The sequence below is a fragment of the Nannocystis pusilla genome (assembly GCF_026626665.1).
GTDB lineage: Bacteria > Myxococcota_A > Polyangia > Nannocystales > Nannocystaceae > Nannocystis > Nannocystis pusilla.
Window position 1 is genome coordinate 10949989 of record NZ_JAPNKE010000002.1, and the last position, 20779, is coordinate 10970767.

Consider the following 20779-nt stretch of genomic DNA (forward strand, 5'->3'; position numbering starts at 1 on the left):
GCCTGTACGGAAGGACAGGTCGGTCAGCTCACGCAGCATGGGTCGAGCCCGGCGCGCGCGAGCGGCTAATCTTGAAGCTCGCTCGCGCTGCGGGCCCGGACGAGGTGCGCCGTACCCGGTGAGGACAAGACGACGCGGGAAGGAACGCGTCATCATGTCCACCGCGTGGGTGTATCTCTTCGTCGCCGGCCTGCTCGAGGTCGGCTGGGCCCTCGGCCTCAAATGGAGCGACGGCTTCGATGTCCGGAGCAAGCCGGTCGCCACCGTCCTCACCGTCATCGCCCTGCTCGCCAGCTTCGCCCTGCTGGCCCAGGCCAGCAAGTCGCTGCCGATCGGCACCGCCTACGCGGTGTGGACGGGCATCGGCGCCGCCGGCGCGGCCGTCGGCGGGATGCTCCTGCTGGGCGAGCCGGTCGCGCCGCTGCGGGTGCTGTTCCTGACGATGCTGGTGGTCGCCATCGTCGGCCTCAAGTTCAGCGCTGGCGACGCTTGAGGGACATGCCCGTCGGGGCATGTCCCTTTAAACATGGCAAAGGGGCATGCCCCTCGGGTCATGTCACTCGGGGGTGCCGCAGCTGGCCCAGCGGTACAGCTGGTCCTCCTCGTCCTCGCTCAGGGCGGGCAGGCCGGCCGGCGGCATGGCGCCCTCGTAGACCTCGTGCATCGCCGTCGCGGCGTGGGTCTTGGCGGCGGCGTAGGTGTCGAAGTCGATGCCGACGGGGGCGTTCACGCGCGAGGCCCCGGTGAGCGTCGAGGAGTGACAGGTGGTGCACTTGTTCCACACGGCCGACATCTCCGAGAACTTCGGGGCCGTCGCGGTGGCGCAGTCGATCTCGGGGCCTTCGCCGGCGTCGTCGCTCTCCTCGCCGCCGCCGCAGGCCACGGCCGCCAGCGGCGCGAGGGCGAGGGCGAACAGCCAGGTACGAAGATCGGTGAAGAGGGTGCGTACACGCGAATGAGTCATGAGAGCCTCGATCGCGCGGACGATAGCCAGCGAGGAGCCGCGCGCGCAAGAATCGTTCCCGCGCCCGCCGCTGCGATCGCCGGTGCGCAGTCGTCCGCGCTCGCGGCGGCCTCGGCGAGGCGCATGGCGCACCTGGGCCGGGGGCGGTCGGGTCGCTCCGATTCGGGTCGAAAGGCCGAGCTCGTCGAGGGCAGGCTGCCGGAGCGGCAGATCGTGCGCTGCGCCGCCTGCCGGCAGCCCGTGTGGCGCGAGTCGGCGCGTCAGCGAGCGGGCGTCGGCGCGGGCGCGTAGGCCCGGGCGAGGTAGCCGACGAAGGTCAGCCAGGCGCCGACGGCAGCGAGCGCGGCGAACCCCGCCTGCGCGACAGGCACCATCGTCATCGACGCCGTCACGCCGCGCGCCATGACGTCGGGGATCGCCAGCAGGGCGAGGCCGCGGAGCGCCAGGAACCAGCCGAACAGCGAGATGGCGATCGCCGGTCCGCTCGACCAGTACTGATGATGGGCGATGATCATCAGCCCGGAGACCAGCAGCAGCGCGCCGAATTGCCAGACGACGATCGGCAGGGCGAAGAAGTCGAGGTCGCCCATCGCCGGCAAGCGGACTGCGATGATGAGCGGGACGACGAGGACGAACGGACCGATGACGCGGGCGAACGCGCGGGTCCGGGCCCTCGACTGGGGCGTGGCAGGCATGGCACTCCTCCTCGGTCGTGACCACGAGTAGGTCGTGGATTCGTAGACCTTTGGTCTAATAATAGATGACGTGAAGCGGGTGTCAAGGCGATGCGGGCCCGATAGCCCGCGCGATGACGCGCGCGCACTTCGGGTCGCGGCGCGCTGGCCTCGAGGGCGCCGCTCAGGTCGCGGCTGAGCGACGCGGCCGGAGGGCGCGGGCTGCCGGCCAGAGCGAGCCGGGTGCCGCACCGAGCAGGCGCTCGATCGCATCGGCGGTCGCCTCGGCCATCCGGGCGACGTCGGGCTCGCCATGCGGGTCGGCGACCACGGCCTCGGCGATGGCGCGGCCGAGGTCGTGGCGGAGACAGAGGAGCATCCGGGCCGTCTGCTCGGGGTCGGGGGCCGTGAAGGCGCCCTCTTCGACGCCCTGGCGGATGATCTGCGCGAGCAACGGGGTGACGCGCCCGAGGCCGTGGACGAGCAGCCGGTGGCGGAGCAGCGCGTTCTCGTCGGCGTACCACGAGCGGGCGACGTCGACGACGATGCGCCCCTCGTCGCGTTTCCAGTCGTCGACGGCGGCGAAGTGGCGCTCCAGCTTGTCGCGACCGGACAGCCCGCGGTCTTCGACGAGCGCGCGCAGGTCGGCCTCGACCGCCGCGGTCCGGCGCTCCACCAGCGCCAGGAGGACGTCCGGCTTGGACTCGAAGTAGTGGTAGAAGGCGCCCTTCGACATCCCGAGCGCGTCGAGCAGGTCCTGCAGCGACATGGCGTCGTAGCCCTTCGTCGCTACCAGGCGCTCGGCGGCGTCGAGGATCGCCGCCCGCTTGGCGTCGTGCAGCCGGGGGTCGATGCGCCGCGTCACGCCGGCCCTTGTAGCACGCGAGCGACGGCCGCGCTCACCGGGCGAGCGCGCGGCGATCGGACCTATCCCATGCGACAGGCGCCGGCGCGGCTGCGACGTGCATGTCCCGAGGGACAGGAGCGCTCGAATCGGTAGACATGTCCCGAGGGACAGCCTCGACGCCGGTCGCCGAACGACATGTCTCGAGAGCCAGGCGTCAGCGCGCCAGCCAGGCCGGGAGCTGCTCCTCGGCGATGAGCGCGTCGACGGTCTTGCGCGGGCGCGTGACCGCGAACTGCCCGCCGCGCACCATGACCTCGGCGGCCAGCGGGCGGGTGTTGTAGGTCGACGCCATGGCCATGCCGTAGGCGCCGGCGCTGAGGATCGCCAGCAGCTCGCCGGGTTCGGCCGGGGCGATCAGGCGGTCCTGGGCCAGGAAGTCGCCGCACTCGCACACCGGCCCGACGACGTCGGCGCGGATCGTCGGGCGCTCGCCGGCGGCCGCGTCGACGGGGACGATCGGGTGGTACGCGCCGTAGAGGGCGGGGCGCAGCAGGTCGTTCATCGCCGCGTCGACGATCACGAACTCGCGCTCGCCGCTGCGCTTGCGCCCGATCACCCGCGTGAGCAGCACCCCGGCGCTGCCGACCAGGTAGCGACCTGGCTCCAAGACCAGCTCGAGGCCGAGGGGCGCGACCGCGGCGGTGAGGGCGGCGCCGAGCTGTTCGACGTCGAGCTCGCGGTCGCCGGGCGCGTAGGTGATGCCCATGCCGCCGCCGAGGTCGAGCTGGCGCAGCGGCGCCCCGTCCGCCTGCAGCGCGCGCACGAGGCCGCACAGGCGCTCGAAGCTGGCCAAGAACGGCGAGGCCTCGAGGATCTGCGAGCCGATGTGACAGGCCAGACCCACGAGGCGCAGCTCCGGCAGCGCGCGCGCGGCCGGCCACGGCCGCGGCGTCGCCCATGGCGATCCCGAACTTGCTCTCGCGCAGGCCGGTGGCCAGGTACGGGTGGGTGTCGGGATCGATGTCGGGGTTGAGCCGCAGGGCCACGGAGGCCGCGCGACCGAGGGCGCGGGCGCGGGCCGCCACGCGGTCGAGCTCCGCCACCGACTCGATGTTGATCGCCCGCACTCCGGCGCCGATCGCCGCGTCCAGCTCCTCGTCCAGCTTGCCGACCCCGGAGAACACGACCCTTTCGGCCGGGATGCCGGCCACCAGCGCTCGCCGCAGCTCGCCGCCCGACACGATGTCGGCCCCGGCGCCGAGCTGCGCCAGGTGAGCGAGCACCGCCTGGCTGCTGTTGGCCTTGACCGCGTAGGCGACCAGCGTCGGGTGCGAGCGGCACGCGCGAGTCAGGGCATGAAAGCGAGCGGCGATTTCGCCGGCGCCGTACACGTACGTCGGCGTCCCCACGGCCGCGGCGATCTCGGCGAGCGCCACGTCCTCGACGGCGAGCCGGCCGGAGTGCACGCGCAGGCCCCAGCGGGCCGGGGCGGCGAACACCGGCGCGTGATCGGGGCCGGTCTGGACCACTTCGGAGCTCACCACGCGGACCTCATCGTCGAGGCTCTTGCCACGCGGGGCGGCGCACTGTCAAACCCGCCCGCGCGCCGGATCCGCGGCCACCGGACGCCGGGTCCGCCGCGAGAGGGGGCGAGGGGCGTCACAACTCTTTGCCGGCGCACACAACCTTGCTAAGGTTGGGCTGTCACCCTCAGGCCACCGGCAAAAGGAGGTAACTGATGAACCAAGCAGATCGTTGTGTGTGGAGTACTTGCGCTGCGCCTCGACTGTCGTGCTCTTCAGGAGGTGCGCACTAGCCTTTGCCGGGGTCTGAGGCTCGTTTCGCCGAGCCGCCCCTTCCCGTGTGCGCTCTGCGGGGCGCACACGCAGTGACACCCCCGGCCGCGCGAACGCGGCCGTAAAGTCACGCCCTTCACCGGGTCGCTCCACGCGAACCAATCCGCGACGGCGCCGCCGCGCCGCCGTAAGTCACCCACCGGTCAGCCCGGCGACTGACCCGCGCCACGCCCGTGGCACCCGGCCCACCACGGCCGGAAACCCCTGACGGGGTTCACAGCCCCGCAACACAGAACCGGCATCGCGCCCGAGGTGACCCGCGGCGGAGCAATGTGCTCCGCCGCTTCTTGTTTGGGTCGCGGCGCGGCGCGCGGGGGGCGTCACGCAGGCCGCGGGGGGAGCGCGGCGCGCAGAGACCGACCGAGGACGCGGCGGCGGCGCCAGCGACCCTCGGGCAGGGCATGTTCTTGAGGACATGCATCGATGGACATGTCCGAAGAGACATGCCGCGGCGGCGACAGGACCCTGACCGGCCGACGGGTCGGCGGTTCAGGCAGATGGCTCTGCGCGCCACCTCCTCGCGGAGCGGCTTCTGCGCTGCGAGGCGCGACGCGCGAGAGCGGTTCTCGAGGAACAGGTGCACCTCGGGGACCGGCCGGCTGTATCTCTCGACGATGTCGGCGAAGTGCCGCTCCGACGAATCGACGTAGGCCAGAGCGTCGGCCGTTATCCGGGGAGCGCGCCCACAAGAGCCTGTCCCGAGCGACATGGCCAGGGCGCCATGTCCGATCGGGCATGGCCGTCAGAGCAGGTGGCCGCTCTTGTCGCGCTTGGTCGCCAGGTAGCGGCGGTTCTGCTCGCGGGCCTCGGCGATCAGCGGCTCGCGGCGGGCGACGGAGACGCCGCCCTGCTGCAGGCCGGCGACCTTGCTCATGTTGTTGGTGTGGAGCACGACCGAGCCGACCTCGAGGGCGCGCAGCATCGCCGCGGCGACCGAGTAGTCGCGGAGGTCATCATCAAAACCCATGTGGAGGTTGGCCTCGACGGTGTCGAGGCCCTGCTCCTGGAGGTGGTAGGCGCGGATCTTCTGGGCGATGCCGATCCCGCGGCCCTCCTGGCGGAGGTACAGGATGATGCCCGCGTCGCCGCCGGCGATCCGCTGCAGCGCGAGCTCGAGCTGGTCGCGGCAGTCGCAGCGGAACGAGCCGAACACGTCGCCGGTCAGGCACTCGGAGTGGATCCGCGTGGGCACCTCGGCGCGGCCGCGGACGTCGCCGCGGACGATCGCCACGTCGTCGAGGGTGCGGCCGACGTCGTCGATGAACGAGACGATCTCGAACTCGCCGTGGCGAGAGGGCAGGCGAGCCCGGGCGAACACCTGCGCGCCGCGAACGACGCGCAGCGGTCGGGCCTGGAGGTTGTTCGGCACGGGCATGCGGTGCCTATTGCATGTCACGCCCGCGAGGAATCAACAATGCTCTGGTAGAGCCGGCTCGACGAGCGGATCCCCTCGTCCATGCTGTCGAGCACCAGCTGCAGCAGCTGGTCCTGATCGAGCCGGAGCACGTCGTAGTAGGTCTGGCGCTCGTTGTGGTGCAGGATGCACGGCCAGTATTCTCGGCGATGAGGATGGCGTTCATCGCCAAGCGCGCCACGCGCCCGCTGATGTCCGGCCACGGGAAGATCCGGATCAGCTCGCGGTGCACCTCGACCGCCAGCTCGATCGGGTGGGCCTTGCGGCACTCCTCGGTGCGGAACCAGTCGGTCAGCTTGCGCATGCGGTAGCTGATCTTGTCGGCCGGCGCGAGGTCGTGGAAGTACATGCGGTGGATCGGGTTGTCCTTGCGGTACTGGACCTGATCCTTCTTGCCCTGCGGCAGCAGCGTCTGGTGCAGCTTCTTCAGCCACTCCAGCGACAGCTGCAGGCGCTTGCCGCGGGTCTCGAGCAACATGTAGATGCCGTCGCGGACCGCTTTGACGTGCAGATACGCGGGGATCAGGCTCGGCGTCGAGATGATCTCGTCGTCGATGGCGGCCTTGATCTCGGCGACCGACAGCATCTGCCCCTCGAGGGCGAAGTCGTGGAAGATCCACGACATCATGAAGCGCTCGTCGAAGTTCCGCCGCTGAGCGGCGTTGAGCATCCCGAGCTTTTCCCAGAGGAGCTCCGAGGACTCGAAGAGCTGGCGATAATTCTTCATCCGCGTCGAAAGCACGGCGGGCTCCCTCGAAATAAGGCAGCGCAACCTACTGATTTTGGCCCCGGGGGTCAATGAAAAAGTGCCCAAGGTATTGTTTTCGCGGGAAAATTTCTCGCCGGAACGGGCCCGTCCGCAGTCGAGTCCGGTCGGGCGGGGCGCCCGAATCGCCCGCGCGGCCGGCCCCCGGGCTCGGCCGGCCTGTTTTTTGACCGGGCCGGCGAGCGCTGTCACACCCGCCTGGCGCGCGCGATGTCCTCCGAGTTCCACAGGCCGGTTCTGGTCCGCGAGGTCTGCGAGGCGCTGGTGCCGGCGCTCGTGCGCGCCGAGGCGCCGGTGTTCGTCGACGCGACCTGCGGCGGGGCCGGGCACACGCAGGCCGTGCTGGCCGCCTACGCGAATGCCCGACCCGACGGGCCGAAGCTGCGGGCCATCGCGCTCGACCGCGACGAGGAGGCGCTGGCCGAGGCGCGCGGGAAGCTGCCGGCCGACGTCGAGCTCGTGCACTCGAGCTTCGGCCGCCTGCCCGAGGTGCTCGAAGCCGCCGGCGTGACCGCGGCGACGGCCATCCTCGCCGACCTGGGAGTGTCCTCACACCAGCTCGACACGGGCGCGCGCGGCTTCTCGTTCCAGGCCGACGCGCCGCTCGACATGCGGATGGACCCGAGCCGCGGCGTGACGGCCTCGCAGCTGCTGGCCGAGATCAGCGCCGGCGAGCTCGCCCAGATCCTGCGCGACTACGGCGAGGAGCCCGACGCCGGGCGGATCGCCACCGCGATCGTGGCGGTGCGGCCGACCACCACCGGGGTGCTGGCGAAGGTCGTGGCCGCAGCGATGAGCGCGCCGCAGCGGCGCAAGCTGGGGCTGCGGATCCACCCGGCCACGCGCACCTTCCAGGCGCTGCGGATCCGCGTCAACGACGAGCTCGGCGAGCTCGACCGGCTCCTCGCGGCCGCGCCCGAGCTGCTGCAGGTCGGCGGCCGCCTCGGCATCATCACCTTCCACTCGCTCGAGGACCGCGCGACCAAGCAGCGCTTCACCGCGCTCACCCGCGCCGAGCAGCCGCCCGCCGGCCTGCCGATCGCCGCGCGCGACCTGCCGCGGCCGCGCTTCGTCGTGCCCGCCGGCTACCGCCAGGGCGCGGCGCCCGGCGAGGCCGAGATCGCCGCCAACCCGCGCAGCCGCAGCAGCCGGCTGCGCGTCCTGGAGCGCGCGCTGCCATGACGCCGACGACCCATCCTCCGCGCACCGGCAACGCGCGGCGCAACGCCGGGCCGCCGAGCTTCGAGCACGGCTTCCAGCGCGCCGACGACCGCCTGCCGCCGCCCCCGCCGCGCCGGCCGACCGGGCTGCCGCTGGTGCTGATGCTGGCGCTCGGGCTGCTCACCGCGGCCGGCGTGGTGCAGGTGCGGACGCGGGCGCGGGTGCTCGAGCTCGGGGCCGACATCGCCGAGCTGACCGCCGAGCACGGGCGCCTGCTCGACGAGAAGCGCCGGCTCGAGGCCGAGCGGGCCTACCTGCGCCACCCCGACTACATCGAGGACGTCGCGGCGGGGCGCATGCAGATGGTGCCGGCCACGCCGGACCGGCTGCAGGCGATCCGGCTGCGCGACGAGTCCAAGCAGACAGGTCCCTCGAGACAGGGCGGATGAGACAGGGCGGATCGAACATGTCCGAAAAGCGCGGCAACATCATGCGCAAGAACCTGATCCCCGCGCCGATGGCGAGCGACATGCGGGCGGTCGGGACGCGCGCGTCGCTGGTCGGGGCGGCGATCTGCGCCGCGCTGGTCGGCGCCGGGGTCAAGGCGACGCGGCTCGCCACCGTCGAGCACGAGGCCTACGCCGAGCAGGGCAACCGCCAGCAGCTGCGCAGCTTCAAGCTGGCGGCCAGCCGCGGCGAGATCGTCGACCGCGACTTCATGACCCTGGCGGTCGACGACCGCGTGCACAAGATCGCCATCAACCCCCGGCTCGTGCGCGCGCGGGGCCGAGGAGGCGCTGATCGAGGCGGTGCTGGAGATCGAGCCCGACGAGAGCGCCGACTACCTGCGCGAGGAGATCGCCAAGGACAAGGCCTACCGCCTGCTGCGCCTGCCGCTGTCGGACGCGCAGGTCAAGGCGCTGCAGGCCAAGGGCATCCCGGGCGTGTCGTTCGAGCCGTCGACCGCGCGCGTGTACCCGCGCGGGCTCTTGGCCTCGCACGTGCTCGGCCGCGTCGGCGCGCAGGGCAGCGGCACCGCCGGGGTCGAGCTCGGGCTCGACATGCAGCTGCGCGGGCGCGAGGCGCTGTCGCCGGCCTACTTCGCGGCCGGCAAGAAGCTGCTGGTCGACGGCGTGCCCGACCCCGGGGTCGCGCGCGGCGACACCGTGGTGCTGACGATCGACTCGCAGATCCAGGCGATGGTGGAGGAGGAGATCAACACCCTCGTCCGCCAGTGGAACCCGGTCGGCACCTCGATCCTGGTGCTCGACCCGCGCAACGGCGAGATCCTCGCCCTGGCCAACCGGCCGACCTACGACCCCAACCACCCGGTCCAGAGCGCCCACCAGACGCAGAACCTCGCGGTCCAGGCCGCGTACGAGCCGGGCTCGACACTCAAGGCGGTGACCGTCGCCGCCGCGCTCGAGCTCGGGGCGGTGCGCGAGAACGAGACGTTCTACTGCGAGAAGGGCCGCTGGAAGTACACGCCGCGCAACACGATCCACGACGCGCACGCTGCCGAGTGGCTGACGGTGACGGAGATCCTCGCGGCCTCGTCGAACATCTGCACGACCAAGATCGCCGACCGCCTCGGCAAGCAGACGCTGTCGAAGTGGGTCAAGAAGTTCCACTTCGGCGAGCGCCCCGGGGTCCAGCGCCCGGCGCGACCGCGGGCCTGTTGGCCCCGCCGGAGAAGTGGTCGGACATCCAGATGGCCAACATCTCGTTCGGCCAGGGCATGGCTGCGTCGCCGCTGCAGGTGACCGCGGCCTTCGGCGCGCTGGCCAACGACGGCGTCTATCACGACCCCACCATCGTGCAGAAGATCCTCGACGCGCGCGGCGGCACCGTGTGGGAGCACGCGCCCGAGGGCGAGCGCCTGGTCCGCAGCGCGACCGCCAAGACGGTCATGCGCATGCTCGAGGACGTCGTCCACACCGACCTCGGCACCGGCGAGAACGCCCACGTCGACGGCTACCGCGTCGCCGGCAAGACCTCGACGGCGCAGAAGGCCGGCAGCAAGGGCTACGCCGACGGCATGTACTACTCGAGCTTCATCGGCGCGCTGCCGGCCCGCGCGCCGCGGGTGGTGATCCTGGTGTCGGTCGACGTCCCGGAGGGCGCCCACTACGGCAACGACGTCGCCGCCCCCAGCTTCGCCCGCCTCGGCGCGCAGATCATGACTCACCTCGGCGTGCCCCGCGACGACGGCAAGACGCCGCCGCCGCCCAAGCCGGTGGTCGTCGCCGCCAAGCAGATGGAGGCCGCGCTCGGCGTGCTCGCCGACATCGACGTCGAGCCCTCGCTGCCCGGCGTCGAGGAGCGAGGCAGCGGCGCCGCCGCCCACCCGAAGGTCAATACCGGCATGCCCGACTTCACCGGCCTCACCCTGGCCCAGGCGGTCGACCTCGCCGGCCGCGCCAAGGTCGAGCTGCGCGCCACCGGCTCCGGCGTCGCTGTGTCGCAGGACGTGGCCCCCGGCCAGGTCGAGAGCGGCCGCGTGGTCCAGGTCGCGTTCGCGCCGAAGCAGTAGCGCATGGCCTACGAGGCATGCTCGATCGGGCATGCTCGATCGGTCATGCCTTCGAAGACATCATGCGCGGGCCGGCTGACTGGCGCGTTCCGTCGCGGCGCGAGCCGGGCCGGCTTCGCGGCGGGCCGAGACGGCGGCGAGGCAGTCCCGGCCGATCGGCCGCCGCACCGAGCTCGATGGGACATGTCTTCAAAGGCATGTCCCTCGGAGCATGCCCCGAGAGCATGTCCCGAAAGCTATCGCCCGCGCAGGGCGGCCAGGTAGACGTGCAGGTAGCCGCGGTAGCGCCGCGGCAGCGAGGCGGCGACGCGGCGGTGCAGGGCCGGCACGGCGTGGAACGGCACCGCGGGCCAGCCGTGGTGCTCGGCGTGGTAGGGCATGTTCCAGAACAGCCACCTGACGACGGCGTTGCTGCGGATCGATCGGGTCCGCGCGAGGACGTCGCCCTCGGTCGGCATGCCGGTATGCTCGGCGGCGAGGTAGGGCCCGAGGACCACGTGCGCCCCGGCACCGCCCGCCAGCAGCCACCACGACGGCGGCCACACCGACCAGGCCAGCAGCGCGAGCGCGGCGAGGCCCGCGACCATGAAGCGGGCCTCGCGGATCGTCGCCGGGCGCTGGGCCTCCGGCAGCCACGGCATCCATTTGATAAACCACTGCGGCCCGCGCCCCGCCGCGAGGTTGACCAGCGCGGCCAGCTTGGCGAGCAACAGCGGCAGGCCGCTGAGCACGATCAGCGCGGCGATCGGGTTCTTCGGCCACGCGGCCAGCTCGAGGTTGCCGCCGGGGACCTCCGGGTCGCCGACCTCGTGGGTCTTGCGGTGGTGCTCGAAGTGGAAGGCGACGAAGGCGGTGGGCGGCAGCAGCGACAGGTTGGCGGCGATCCGCAGCACCAGGCGATTGAGCCGCTTGCTGGCGAACGCGGTGCCGTGGCCGGCCTCGTGCGTCGGCGCGAACATCGAGGCCAGGAGCACGCAGTAGGCCGCGAACACCGGCCAGAACACGCGCGCGTCGGCCTCGGCGAGCGCGACCGTGGCGACCGCCGCGGCGAGCAGCAGGCCCAGCTGAACGGCGAAGCGCAGCGCGCCGGGCCGTCGCGGCGGGCGTACAGCTCGCGCCGCTCGTCCGCGGTCAGCGTCGCGGCGCGCGAGAACTCGCCCTCCATCGCTCAGTTGTTGCGGCGGCGCAGCGCGCCCTCGATCGACTCGAGCTCGTTGATGTAGAGCTCGCCGCCGACGTTGCCGCGCGGGTTCACCAGCAGCGAGCCGACCCGGCGCGACACCGCCAGCGGGACCAGGCGCGCGCCCGGGATCAGCGCGAACGGCCAGCCCTTGGGCTGCCACAGCCGCAGCGAGTCGACCTCGGTGAAGGCGGCGATGACCGGGAAGTTGCCGAGGCGGTCGACCTCGAGCGGCTCGTCGCTGGTGCGGCCCGCGGGGTTGACCGGCATCAGGAAGGTCGCGTTCATCACCGCGACGTAGACCCGCTGGCGCGCGTCCATGTCGCGGCGCACCGCCAGCTGCTTCATCGCCCGCACGAGGTCGGGGTTGCGCGTGGGCTCGGGGTCGCCGAGCTGCAGCTCGAAGTTCGCCGGCGCTTCGGCCTCGACGCCGAAGATCTGGGCGAACAGCGCCATCAGCTCGTCGGCCAGCTTGCCGGCCGCGTCGGCGCCGACGAGGCGGACGTCGCGGAACAGGTTGTTGTAGCCGCTGCGCTCGAAGTAGCCGCGATCGCCGAGCGACCGCAGGCGCGCCGGCGTCAGCTGGGAGGGGCCGCCGAGGTAGAAGTTGGACACGACCTCGACCGCCAGGTCCGAGCCGCCCAGGCGGCCGTGGACCACCACGTAGTAGTCCCCCGCGACGACGACCAGTTTGTTGTCGGCCCCGCCGCTTTGGGTGAGCTGCTGCAGGGACGTGACGAGCCGGTCGCGAGTGAGTGTGGACATGCGGGGAGGGGCGAAGATAGCAGAGCCGCCCGGAAGCGCCCGGCCGCCGGCCCGCCCCGGCGTGCGCGATCCGGCACGCAGCCCCGTCCGGGCCGGAGGCGCTGGCCGTGGCCGCCGCCATGCGTCACCCTGCGAGGGATGTCCTGGTTCGCCTCGTCCGACAAGCTCCGAATGCCGCGCCCGCAAGAGGCGCTCCCCGGCCGCGACACGCCCATGCCGGTCGCCGCGCAGCATGCGGTCCTCGGCGGGCCGATGTCGCCGCCGTTCCCGGCCGGCGCCGAGATCGCCATCTTCGGCATGGGCTGCTTCTGGGGCGCCGAGAAGAAGTTCTGGCAGGTGCCCGGCGTGATCTCGACGCAGGTCGGCTACGCCGCCGGCTACACCCCGAACCCGACCTACCGTGAGGTGTGCAGCGGCCGCACCGGCCACAACGAGGTCGTCCAGGTGGTCTTCGATCCGTCGCGCGTCCGCTACGAAGAGCTCCTGCGCGTGTTCTGGGAGAACCACGACCCGACCCAGGGCATGCGCCAGGGCAACGACGTCGGCACGCAGTACCGCTCCGGCATCTACTACACGAGCGAGGCGCAGAAGCAGGCCGCGGAGACGTCGCGCGACGCGTACCAGAAGCGCCTGCTCGACGCGGCGTTCGGCGAGATCACGACCGAGGTGCTGCCGGCTCCGACGTTTTATTACGCGGAGGACTATCATCAGCAGTACCTGGAGAAGAATCCGGGCGGGTATTGCGGGATCGGCGGGACCGGCGTGTCGTGTCCGACAGGGCTCACGGGGTGAGCCAGGACGAGGAGACGCGCCTCACGGTCTTGCGGGTACACGTACCCGTGGGGCGGTTCTTGCTGGAAGACATCTGGACGGTCCTCCTGAGAGCCCCCGGAATCGAACTACCTCAGGGGCTTCGACTCGTCGATCCGTCCGGCGGGCATTGGACCGTGTATGGAGGGATTCGCGGTGCGGGGCGTGGGGCACGCGTGGAGCCCCTCGCCCGCTTCATATGCATTCAGCGAATTCATGGCGCTCATTCGCTCCGGTAGGGCGACGTACTCGTTCCCGCGGAAGTCTCCGCGGAGCGAGGTGCATGACGTGCGTGGGACGCCGCGGTGGCGCAGCGGCGGCGAACCATGACATGACCGAACGGATAGGTCCGAGCGGACAGGTGCGAATGGGCGCATTCCGGCGTTCGGGTTGACAGCGTCAGGTGAGGCGGACACTCTGCGGGCCATGTCGATGCACCCGCAGAAGCCCGCCCACTTGCCTGCCGACGCGTTCTGGGAGGACGACGTGTGGAACTCGGGGCCCAAGGATCCGAGCGGCCGGCGGATCGGCACGTGGACGTCGTGGCGCGCGAGCGGCGAGGTCGAGTGCGTCGAGGAGTGGGGCGACGGGACGCAGCGGCTCGAGTATCGCCGCTTTCACCCGGACGGCTCGGAGTCGCAGCGCGGGGCCAAGAACCTTTTAAAAGATGTGTGGACCGGGCTGATGCGGTGGACCCGGCTGGACGGGACGTCGCCGGAGGACCAGTACTGGGACCCGGACCTGGGCGAGGCCGTGCGGGTCATCGAGCGCGAGTTCGACGACGACGGTTACGTCATGACGGAGCGGTGCTTCGACGCGCAGGGGCGGCCGGTGGGACGCGACGGCGAGCCGCTGCCGCCGCGCCCGGCGAACGTGCCGGCGGAGGCGTTCTACAATCCGGACGAGCAGGGCTGGGTGCTGCAGCGGAGCGCGCTGGTGACCGGCGATCTCCGCGGAGAGCGGCGCCTGTGGGACCGCAACGGGGTGCTCGGCGAGCGCAGCCTGCACGAGCCCGCGGGCACGCCCCGCGAAGAGGACACGTACCGCAGCGGCCAGCTGTGGATGTCCAAGCGCTGGGCGGACGACGGCGATATGGTCCAGTCGTTCTACTATGGCGATACCGACCCGCCGGCGGTCCGCAGCGCGACGCTCTATCGCAACGAGCAGAAGGACCGCACGGAGACGTTCTTCGACGCGCAGGGGCAGCGGCTGTACTCGGTGCGCATGGAGGAGGTCGGGCCGCACCACGAGCGCCGCTATTATAATGATCGGCTGGTGTTCGAGGCGATCGCTAGCGACGACCCGAAGCAGCCGCCGACCAAGGTCGAGTATTACGATATGTCCGGCGCGCTGCTGGTCTCGTACGCATCGACGGGCGGGGGCAACGGCGTGTGGACGCTGCACGACGCGACGGGCGCGGCGGAGCTGACGCTGGCGACCGACGGCGAGCACGATCTCAACGAGTATGAGCATTGGGACTGCTTCCTGCCGAGCTTCGCCAGCTACGAGGTGGAGAGCACGCAGGACGACCCGTCGTCCGTGCGCGAGGCGTTCTACGACGCCCACGAGGAGGAGGTCACTGCGGCGGCGCTGAATCGCCTGGAGTCGTCGCCCGAGCTGGTGGCGGCCCTCGGTCCGGGCTCGTGGGCGCGGGTCGAGACGGCGTTCGGGAACGGCAAGGAGCTGCCGCTGTACGTGAAGGGGGTGCTCGCGGACGATCCGGCGATCGCGGAGTATTCGCTGGAACGAATCTGGCCGGAGATCGAGCATCAGGGCAGCGTGTACCCGGCGACGTATCGGGTGGCGACGGCGCTGGCGACGATGCTGCCGCTGCAGGCGTCGCGGCCGGCGGTGGAGCGGCGCGTGATCGACTTGCTGGTCGCCGTGCTGCAACTGCCGTACATCACCGAGGCGCGCAAGCCGTACGAGGCGTGGATGGCGGCGATGCGCCCGTCGCTGGCGCGCTTCGTGGCGCTGGCGTCCGGCGAGGACGAGACGCTGGCGCACGCCGGTGCCTTCTTGATGGCGCACGCGGGGCGCGGCCAGCGAGAGGTGATCGAGTGGTTCGTGCGCCAACTGCAGCACGGCGCGAGGCCGGCCGACCGCGGGCGCGCGGCGATGGGGCTGGGAATGACGGCCAGCAAGGAGGCGTCGCGGGGGGCGTTCGCGGCGGCGTTCGGGGCCGAGAGCGACCCGATGGTGCGCTTCTTGTTGGCGGTGCTGCTGGGCTCGCGCGCGAAGCAGCCGGCGCCGGAGTGGATCGCGGCGATCGAGCCGTACGCGATCGACGGCTCGCCGCTCGAGGATTCATTCGCCGAGCTGGCGCCATTTTTCGAGGGAGACGTGGCCACGGTCGCGCGCGCCAATCTGCCCGCAGAGGCGCTCGCGCGCCACATGGACGCCCTTGTGGAAGAAATGCGCGAGCAAGATCCGCTGTCGCAGGTGGACACGCTGGAGACGCTCTTCGCCGTGCTCTTCCCGGACGGCGAGCCCGAGCGGCTGTCGGAGGTGCAACGCCGGGCGCTGCGAGCCTGCGCAGACGTGGTCGACGCGTTCCCCAACTTCGTCAATCACTCGGAGGTCTTTCAGGAGTTCGACCTGCCCTACGACTCGTTCGAGCTGCGCCAGCTCGCGGAGCGCGAGGATCCGCCGGCGCGCGCGGCCAGGAGCGTGAAGAAGGCGGCGAAGAAAGCCGGGGCGAAGAATGCGGCGAAGCACTCGGGAGCGACGAAGGCCGGAAAGAAGGCCGCGAAGAAGACGGGCGCGAAGAAGACCGGAAAGAAGGCGGCGAAAAAGACCGGGGCGAAGAAAGCCGTGAAGAAGCCGGGCCTCACGAAGGCAGCGAAGAAGTCGGGGGCGAAGAAGACCCGGAAGAAGGCTGCGAAGAAGACCGGGGCGAAGAAGGCTGCGAAGAAGACCGGGGCGAAGAAGGCGGCGAAGAAGTCGGGGGCGAAGAAGTCGGCGAAGAAGTCGGGCGCCAAGACGGCGGCGAAGAAGGCCGGGGCGAAGAAGGCCGCGAAAAGAAACGGGGCGAAGAAGTCGACGAAGAAGTCGGGAGCGAACAAGAACACGAGGCGGAGCGGGGGGCGGTGACGCTCTCCTGATGGCGCCTCGACGGGTCGCGTCGTCTGCTGTTGAAAGAGGATTGAAACCGCGCCAGGTGAGAAGTCGGCGGAATATCCGTGACGTAGCCGCCCAGTCGGGCGGCGGCCCGCGTCCTGGCGGCGACGCTCGGTGTACGATTGCGGGTGATGCAGCGATGCGACTCGTCGCTGGAATCACTCGGGCGCGAGGTTCGACGCCGAAGCATTCACGCGTGCGTCGTGCGTTCGGTGTGCGAGGACGATGGCCATGACTGAGCAGGAGCAGGCCGTCGCGGCGAAGGCGGCGCCGGGGGACGTACGTCTTGCGCTCGGTGTCGCGGTTGTTTTCCTGGTTCCGCTCGCCCTCGCCGGCGCGCCGGTCCTCCATCTTCTCCTGGCGTGGCTCGCGGTCCTCGTCGTCTACGCCGGTCTCCTCTGGCTCTTCGGGCTCCGCTCGGCGATCGAGATGGGCCTGGGTGTCTTCTTGCTGGCCATGAATGTCGCTATCGGGCTTTGGGCCCATGGGCGCGAGGTGTCGTCTGCAGGCGAGCGGGCGAGGGACAGGCCTGAAGCCGAGTCCCTCACGGACGCGGCGGCCCCCGAGATCTCCGGGGACCGCGCGACGACGCCATCCGGGGCGAGAGGGCCCTGGCGGCTCACTGCGGGTTGATGATCTTGAGCTTCAGCCCGCCCGGATACGCGTAGGACGTCACCGGCGTGTAGCCGATGTTGAGGATCCCGAACGGCGCGTCGCTCTCGGCCAGGTGGGCGCCCTCGGAGATCGGGAAGTCGGCGACCTCGTAGCCGCCGACGGCGTAGTAACCGGCGACGACCTGGCCGTCGATGATGACGTCGGGGTTGCCGGCGAGGCGGATGATCTGCGCGTAATGGATGGAGTAGCCGGTGCCGGTGACGAAGGCGTAGCGATCTAGCAATTGCTCGACCGGGACCATCTGGTACATCGCAGGGTCGCCCGTGCCGGCGCCGCCGCTCTCGCCCTCGAGGTATTGCACCGGCATGAACGGCTTGTCGCCGTCGAACACGAAGCTGGTGTTGTTGGGGATCACGAGCTCCTTCCACTGGCCCTTGTCGAGCGTGAACGGGGTGCCCGGCTGGACCGGGGTGGTCGTGATCGTGGTCTGGTCCTCGCCGGCGTAGACGCGCCAGTAGTGCTTCTCGGAGCCGCGCTTGGGCGAGTGGGCGCCGATGTACTGCTTGCCCCAATAGTCGAGCGGGATCACCTGCTCCTCGAGGTGGTCGCAGAAGACGACGTTGGCGGGCACGTTGGCGCAGTTGACGGCGCCGATGACCCAGATCGGCTTGTCGCCGTGGACGAAGGTGCCGGACAGGTCGGCGTCGTTGGGCGCGCGGACCTGCATCACGTCGAAGCGGTTCATCGTCACGGTGCCGGTCTGGTTGGCCGCGACCGCGGGCACGCCGGCGCCGGCGACGGTGCCGATCGGCGGGGTCCACTGCACGACGGTGTTGTCGGCGGTGGCGACGATGTTGAAGTAGCTGGGGCGGTCCTCGCCGAACACGGTGTCACCATACGCGGTGATGACGTGGTCCTGCCGCAGGGCGTGCTCGGGCAGCAGCATCGACGAGTCGTTGGTGGCCTGGGCGGTGATCGGCGAGTGCTGGTACGCGACGATCGGGATCGAGCTCTGCACGCGGTAGACGCCGCCCTTGCGCAGCGCCGAGGTCTTGTTGAAGGTCTGGTTGGTCAGCTGGAACTGCAGGGTGACGCCGGGCAGGAGGTTGGCCGGGGCGCCGGACGGCTGCTCGTTGTTGGTGCCGTCGGGGGTGAAGTAGAGCTGGACCGAGGCGGTCTTGGTCTTCGAGGTGTTGCCGACCACCAGCGAGTCGACGTTCGCGTAGTCGTAGTTGTCCTGGCGCACGGCGAAGAACGAGCAGCCGACCGAGCTCGGGGTCTCCTCGGCCAGGCTGCACAGCGACAGGCACTGGCCGCCGGCGCAGGTCTCCTCGGGCGCGCAGTCCACCGGCGGCAGCCAGGCGTCGCCCTGCTCGTTGCATTCCTTGTAGGCGTCCTCGCCCTCGCACACTTTCTGGCCGGGGTTGCAGAAGGTGGCCGGACACGCGCCGTCGGTGCATTGCCCGCCGCCGGGGCACGGCTCGGGCGCGACGGTCTGACAGTCGTCCTGACACACGAGCTGCTGGCCGTCGCGGTCGCAGCCAATGATTTCGCCGGGGTTGCAGGTGCACGCGTCGGTGGTGCTGCTCGTGGCGTCGGTGGTCGTGCTGACGACGCCGGTCTCCGACGTGGTCGTCGTCGTGGTCGAGTCGGTGGTGGTGGTGGACGTCGTGGTCGACTCGGACGCGGTGCCGGTGCCGGAGGCGTCGGTGGTCGAGGTCGTCGGCGCCGCGTCGGTCGTGGCGGTGCCCTGAGTGTCGGGGGCCGTCGTCGTCGCGGTGGTGCCCTGGGTCTGGCTGGCCGAGACGGCGGAGTCGTCGCCGCCGCAGCCGACGAGCGCGACCGTGAATGCAGTGAGGGGCAAGCTGAGGCGATGCATGCCGCGACTTCAGCGCTGTCCGCCGCCTCCGCGCAAGGCCCTGCGCGGCGGGCAGACCCTGCGTGGACGCACGCAGCGCTGCGAATGTCGGGCCCGCTCCGAGGGGCTTGTCCGCGCGAGTCGCCGCGGTCGTGGTCCGCCGAGGGACGCGCGCCTCACCACGTCGGCCGCGCTCGGCCTCGCGGGATCGAGGGGAGCGCAGCGACGCGTGCTTCGGCGGCGCGTCGCTCGTGCGCTCGCTGGGCCTCAGCGGATCGTCGGCGAGGGCGCGCGGATCGGCTCGGGCGGATCGACCGGCGGCTTGCGCTGCTCCTGGCCGGCGTCGGGCCGCTGCGCGCGCGACCACGGCGGCAGTTGGACCGCGCGGCCGCTGCGGGCCGATTGCAAGATCGCCTCGACCACCCGGATGTCGGCCAGGCCCTCCTCGCCCGACGGCTCGGGCTCGCGGTCCTCGAGCACGCAGCGCGAGAACTCGACCAGCTCGGGCGCGAACTGGTCGCGCGCGGGGAACTTGTGCTCGCGGCTCTTGCCCTCGGTGGTGAGCACGAACTTCAGGCCCTGCTCGTAGTCGTAGATCGGATCGGCGTAGAGGTCGCCCTCGGTGCCGACGACCCGATAATAGCCCATCGACGAGCCGCCGAGGCTGACGGTGAGCTGGGCGACGCGGCCGCTGGCGAAGCGGAGGATCGCGCTGGTCGTCTCGTCGACGCCGTCGAAGCGCGCGTCGCCGCTGCTCGACACCGCGGCGAGGACCTCGATCGGCTCCTCGCGGAACAGGTAGCGGACGGCGTTGATCGGATAGACGCCGAGGTCGAGGAGGGCGCCGCCGGCGAGCTCGGCGCGGGTGCGGATGTCGCCGGGCCGGACCTGCTGGGTGAACAGGGAGCTGAACATCCGCGGGTCGCCGATCTTGCCGCCCTCGAGGGCCTCGATCGCCTGCAGGTTGGCGGCCTCGAAGTGGAGGCGGTAGGCGATCATCAGCTTGACGCGGTGCTCGCGACACACGCCGATCATCGCCTCGCAGTCGGCCACGGTCGGCGCCATCGGCTTCTCGCACAGGACGTGGACGCCCAGCTTCGCGGCGCGCTCGGTGAACTCGCGGTGGTGGGTGTTCGGGGTGGCGACGAAGACCGCGTCGACGCGGGCGCGCCGCAGCACGTCCTCGAATTCGCGGTAGTCGCCGAGGGCCTCGATGCTGGCGTAGCGCTCGGGCAGGGCCTCGCGCTTGACGGGGTCGCCGGAGACGAGCGCGACCAGCTCGGATTCTCCCCGGCGTTGGCGAACGCGGGCAGGACCGCGACCTGCGCGATGTTGCCGGCGCCGACCACGGCGTAACGGACCTTCTGGGTGGGTTTGTTCGTTGTCATGGCGCGGCAGGCTTTTGCGACGACCGGGTCCGGGCAATGCATACACCGCGAAGACGCGGCGCGCGGGACCCCGGACGCGGCTTCAAACCGCAGCGCGAGCGCTCGCGCAGGGACCGCGGGCGGAGCGGGCTCGGCCGTGTGCGATGATTGGAGCGCCGCCGGGCCGAGCCGCGGCGAGGCCCGCGGCGGACGGCTTGCGCGCGGTGAAAACACCGCTCACGGTCCCGGCGTGAACGACACACCGCTGGGTCATCGTCGCTGGGCCATCGCCGACGGGTACATTCCCCAGGGGAGCCACGGCCCCGAGCCGGAGATGACGAGCCACGAGACGGCCTCGATCCTCAACGCCTCGGATCGCGACGCGCAGGTGCGATTCACGATTTACTTCGCCGATCGCGAGCCGGCCGGGCCGTACCGGGTGACGGTGCCGGCCCGGCGCACGCGACACGTGCGCTTCAACGACCTCGACGATCCGGAGCCGATCCCGCGGGCCACCGACTTCTCGTGCGTGATCGAGTCGGATCAGCCGATCGTGGTCCAGCACACTCGCCTCGACTCGCGCCAGGCCGAGAACGCGCTCATCACGACGATCGCATTTCCGGCCTGACCCGCGCCGCGGTCCTGCGGCCCCGACTCGGAGGATCTTTCAAGAAAGATGAGCGCCGACGATCCCATCCTGCTCGCGCTGGGCAGCATCAACCTCGATCTGCAGGTCCGCGCCGACCGCTGGCCGGGGCCGGGCGAGACCTTGCCCGTCCGCGACCTGCTGCGTACGGGCGGCGGCAAGGCGGCCAACCGCGCTTTTTGGCCCGCCGGCTCGGCGTGAAA

General features: G+C 71.1%; 19 protein-coding genes, 2 pseudogenes and 1 riboswitch. Of the genes and pseudogenes, 10 read left to right on the top strand and 11 right to left on the bottom strand.

Going from position 1 to position 20779, the window contains the following annotated elements; translation table 11 throughout:
- Positions 1–75 precede the first annotated feature (75 nt).
- Positions 76–139: riboswitch (guanidine-III (ykkC-III) riboswitch) on the top strand.
- A gap of 15 nt (positions 140–154) precedes the next feature.
- Complete coding sequence (locus OV079_RS48430; protein WP_267777000.1) at positions 155–493, top strand: DMT family transporter; 339 nt, start codon at positions 155–157, stop codon at positions 491–493.
- 63 nt (positions 494–556) lie between these two features.
- On the opposite strand, the gene OV079_RS48435 is transcribed toward OV079_RS48430, so the two are convergent.
- The 7 genes and pseudogenes from OV079_RS48435 to OV079_RS48460 all read right to left on the bottom strand — a co-directional run bounded on the left by OV079_RS48435 (position 557) and on the right by OV079_RS48460 (position 6497).
- Positions 557–964, bottom strand: coding sequence for a hypothetical protein (locus OV079_RS48435; RefSeq protein ID WP_267777001.1), 408 nt, complete (start codon positions 962–964; stop codon positions 557–559).
- A gap of 260 nt (positions 965–1224) precedes the next feature.
- Positions 1225–1659, bottom strand: a complete 435-nt coding sequence (locus OV079_RS48440) for a hypothetical protein (protein ID WP_267777003.1) — start codon at positions 1657–1659, stop codon at positions 1225–1227.
- Positions 1660–1822: 163 nt separating this feature from the next.
- Positions 1823–2503: a TetR/AcrR family transcriptional regulator gene (locus tag OV079_RS48445; protein ID WP_267777005.1), complete on the bottom strand. Its 681-nt coding sequence runs from the start codon at positions 2501–2503 to the stop codon at positions 1823–1825.
- Between the two features lie 196 nt (positions 2504–2699).
- On the bottom strand, positions 2700–3389 hold the full coding sequence (locus tag OV079_RS48450) for a diaminopimelate decarboxylase family protein (protein ID WP_267777007.1): 690 nt from the start codon (positions 3387–3389) through the stop codon (positions 2700–2702).
- 85 nt (positions 3390–3474) lie between these two features.
- Positions 3475–4029 (bottom strand): annotated as a pseudogene (locus tag OV079_RS59890) (diaminopimelate decarboxylase family protein); the annotation flags it as partial.
- Between the two features lie 1054 nt (positions 4030–5083).
- The gene (gene ribA / locus OV079_RS48455; RefSeq protein ID WP_420829465.1) at positions 5084–5716 is read right to left on the bottom strand and encodes a GTP cyclohydrolase II; all 633 of its coding nucleotides are present in this window, start codon (positions 5714–5716) and stop codon (positions 5084–5086) included.
- Between the two features lie 7 nt (positions 5717–5723).
- Entirely contained in the window at positions 5724–6497 is a 774-nt protein-coding gene (locus OV079_RS48460; RefSeq protein WP_267777011.1) for a Fic family protein, read from the bottom strand.
- A gap of 234 nt (positions 6498–6731) precedes the next feature.
- Between OV079_RS48460 and rsmH the strand changes: the two genes are divergently transcribed.
- The 4 genes and pseudogenes from rsmH (at position 6732) to OV079_RS56850 (ending at position 10215) form a co-directional block, all read left to right on the top strand.
- Complete coding sequence (gene rsmH, locus OV079_RS48465; RefSeq protein WP_267777013.1) at positions 6732–7703, top strand: 16S rRNA (cytosine(1402)-N(4))-methyltransferase RsmH; 972 nt, start codon at positions 6732–6734, stop codon at positions 7701–7703.
- Positions 7700–8131 (top strand): FtsB/FtsL family cell division protein, encoded by a 432-nt coding sequence (locus tag OV079_RS48470; protein WP_267777014.1) that lies wholly within the window; start codon positions 7700–7702, stop codon positions 8129–8131. The genes rsmH and OV079_RS48470 overlap by 4 nt, the downstream gene beginning before the upstream one ends.
- Positions 8132–8491: 360 nt before the next feature.
- Positions 8492–9786, top strand: a pseudogene (locus OV079_RS48475) (peptidoglycan D,D-transpeptidase FtsI family protein); the annotation flags it as partial.
- A gap of 261 nt (positions 9787–10047) precedes the next feature.
- The gene (locus OV079_RS56850) at positions 10048–10215 is read left to right on the top strand and encodes a PASTA domain-containing protein (RefSeq protein ID WP_338089154.1); all 168 of its coding nucleotides are present in this window, start codon (positions 10048–10050) and stop codon (positions 10213–10215) included.
- Between the two features lie 236 nt (positions 10216–10451).
- On the opposite strand, the gene OV079_RS48480 is transcribed toward OV079_RS56850, so the two are convergent.
- A complete protein-coding gene (locus tag OV079_RS48480; RefSeq protein WP_267777016.1) occupies positions 10452–11219 on the bottom strand; it encodes a fatty acid desaturase in 768 nt (255 codons plus the stop codon).
- 164 nt (positions 11220–11383) lie between these two features.
- Positions 11384–12160 carry an SseB family protein gene (locus OV079_RS48485; RefSeq protein ID WP_267777018.1) on the bottom strand — a complete coding sequence of 259 codons (777 nt, stop codon included), beginning with the start codon at positions 12158–12160 and terminating at the stop codon, positions 11384–11386.
- Between the two features lie 138 nt (positions 12161–12298).
- Between OV079_RS48485 and msrA the strand changes: the two genes are divergently transcribed.
- From msrA to OV079_RS48500, 3 genes are all read left to right on the top strand, one after another.
- Complete coding sequence (gene msrA, locus OV079_RS48490) at positions 12299–12952, top strand: peptide-methionine (S)-S-oxide reductase MsrA (protein WP_267777019.1); 654 nt, start codon at positions 12299–12301, stop codon at positions 12950–12952.
- Between the two features lie 444 nt (positions 12953–13396).
- Positions 13397–16063: a hypothetical protein gene (locus OV079_RS48495; RefSeq protein ID WP_267777022.1), complete on the top strand. Its 2667-nt coding sequence runs from the start codon at positions 13397–13399 to the stop codon at positions 16061–16063.
- A gap of 258 nt (positions 16064–16321) precedes the next feature.
- Positions 16322–16723, top strand: a complete 402-nt coding sequence (locus OV079_RS48500) for a hypothetical protein (protein ID WP_267777024.1) — start codon at positions 16322–16324, stop codon at positions 16721–16723.
- Here the strand turns inward: OV079_RS48500 and OV079_RS48505 are convergent.
- Positions 16710–18569 (bottom strand): IgGFc-binding protein, encoded by a 1860-nt coding sequence (locus OV079_RS48505; protein WP_267777026.1) that lies wholly within the window; start codon positions 18567–18569, stop codon positions 16710–16712. The genes OV079_RS48500 and OV079_RS48505 overlap by 14 nt on opposite strands.
- Before the next feature lie 261 nt (positions 18570–18830).
- Positions 18831–19997, bottom strand: coding sequence for a Gfo/Idh/MocA family protein (locus tag OV079_RS48510; protein ID WP_267777029.1), 1167 nt, complete (start codon positions 19995–19997; stop codon positions 18831–18833).
- A gap of 183 nt (positions 19998–20180) precedes the next feature.
- Here OV079_RS48510 and OV079_RS56855 point away from each other — a divergent pair, with 183 nt between their 5' ends.
- Positions 20181–20558, top strand: a complete 378-nt coding sequence (locus OV079_RS56855; protein ID WP_267777032.1) for a sensory rhodopsin transducer — start codon at positions 20181–20183, stop codon at positions 20556–20558.
- Between the two features lie 48 nt (positions 20559–20606).
- The gene (locus tag OV079_RS48520) at positions 20607–20777 is read left to right on the top strand and encodes a hypothetical protein (RefSeq protein WP_267777034.1); all 171 of its coding nucleotides are present in this window, start codon (positions 20607–20609) and stop codon (positions 20775–20777) included.
- Positions 20778–20779 lie beyond the last annotated feature (2 nt).

Coding starts and splice junctions, on each gene's coding strand:
- OV079_RS48430 (WP_267777000.1), top strand. CDS start 155: ATGTCCACCGCGTGGGTGTATCTCTTCGTCGCCGGCCTGCTCGAGGTC.
- OV079_RS48435 (WP_267777001.1), bottom strand. CDS start 964: ATGACTCATTCGCGTGTACGCACCCTCTTCACCGATCTTCGTACCTGG.
- OV079_RS48440 (WP_267777003.1), bottom strand. CDS start 1,659: ATGCCTGCCACGCCCCAGTCGAGGGCCCGGACCCGCGCGTTCGCCCGC.
- ribA (WP_420829465.1), bottom strand. CDS start 5,716: ATGCCCGTGCCGAACAACCTCCAGGCCCGACCGCTGCGCGTCGTTCGC.
- rsmH (WP_267777013.1), top strand. CDS start 6,732: ATGTCCTCCGAGTTCCACAGGCCGGTTCTGGTCCGCGAGGTCTGCGAG.
- OV079_RS48470 (WP_267777014.1), top strand. CDS start 7,700: ATGACGCCGACGACCCATCCTCCGCGCACCGGCAACGCGCGGCGCAAC.
- OV079_RS56850 (WP_338089154.1), top strand. CDS start 10,048: ATGCCCGACTTCACCGGCCTCACCCTGGCCCAGGCGGTCGACCTCGCC.
- OV079_RS48485 (WP_267777018.1), bottom strand. CDS start 12,160: ATGTCCACACTCACTCGCGACCGGCTCGTCACGTCCCTGCAGCAGCTC.
- msrA (WP_267777019.1), top strand. CDS start 12,299: ATGTCCTGGTTCGCCTCGTCCGACAAGCTCCGAATGCCGCGCCCGCAA.
- OV079_RS48495 (WP_267777022.1), top strand. CDS start 13,397: ATGTCGATGCACCCGCAGAAGCCCGCCCACTTGCCTGCCGACGCGTTC.
- OV079_RS48500 (WP_267777024.1), top strand. CDS start 16,322: ATGACTGAGCAGGAGCAGGCCGTCGCGGCGAAGGCGGCGCCGGGGGAC.
- OV079_RS48520 (WP_267777034.1), top strand. CDS start 20,607: ATGAGCGCCGACGATCCCATCCTGCTCGCGCTGGGCAGCATCAACCTC.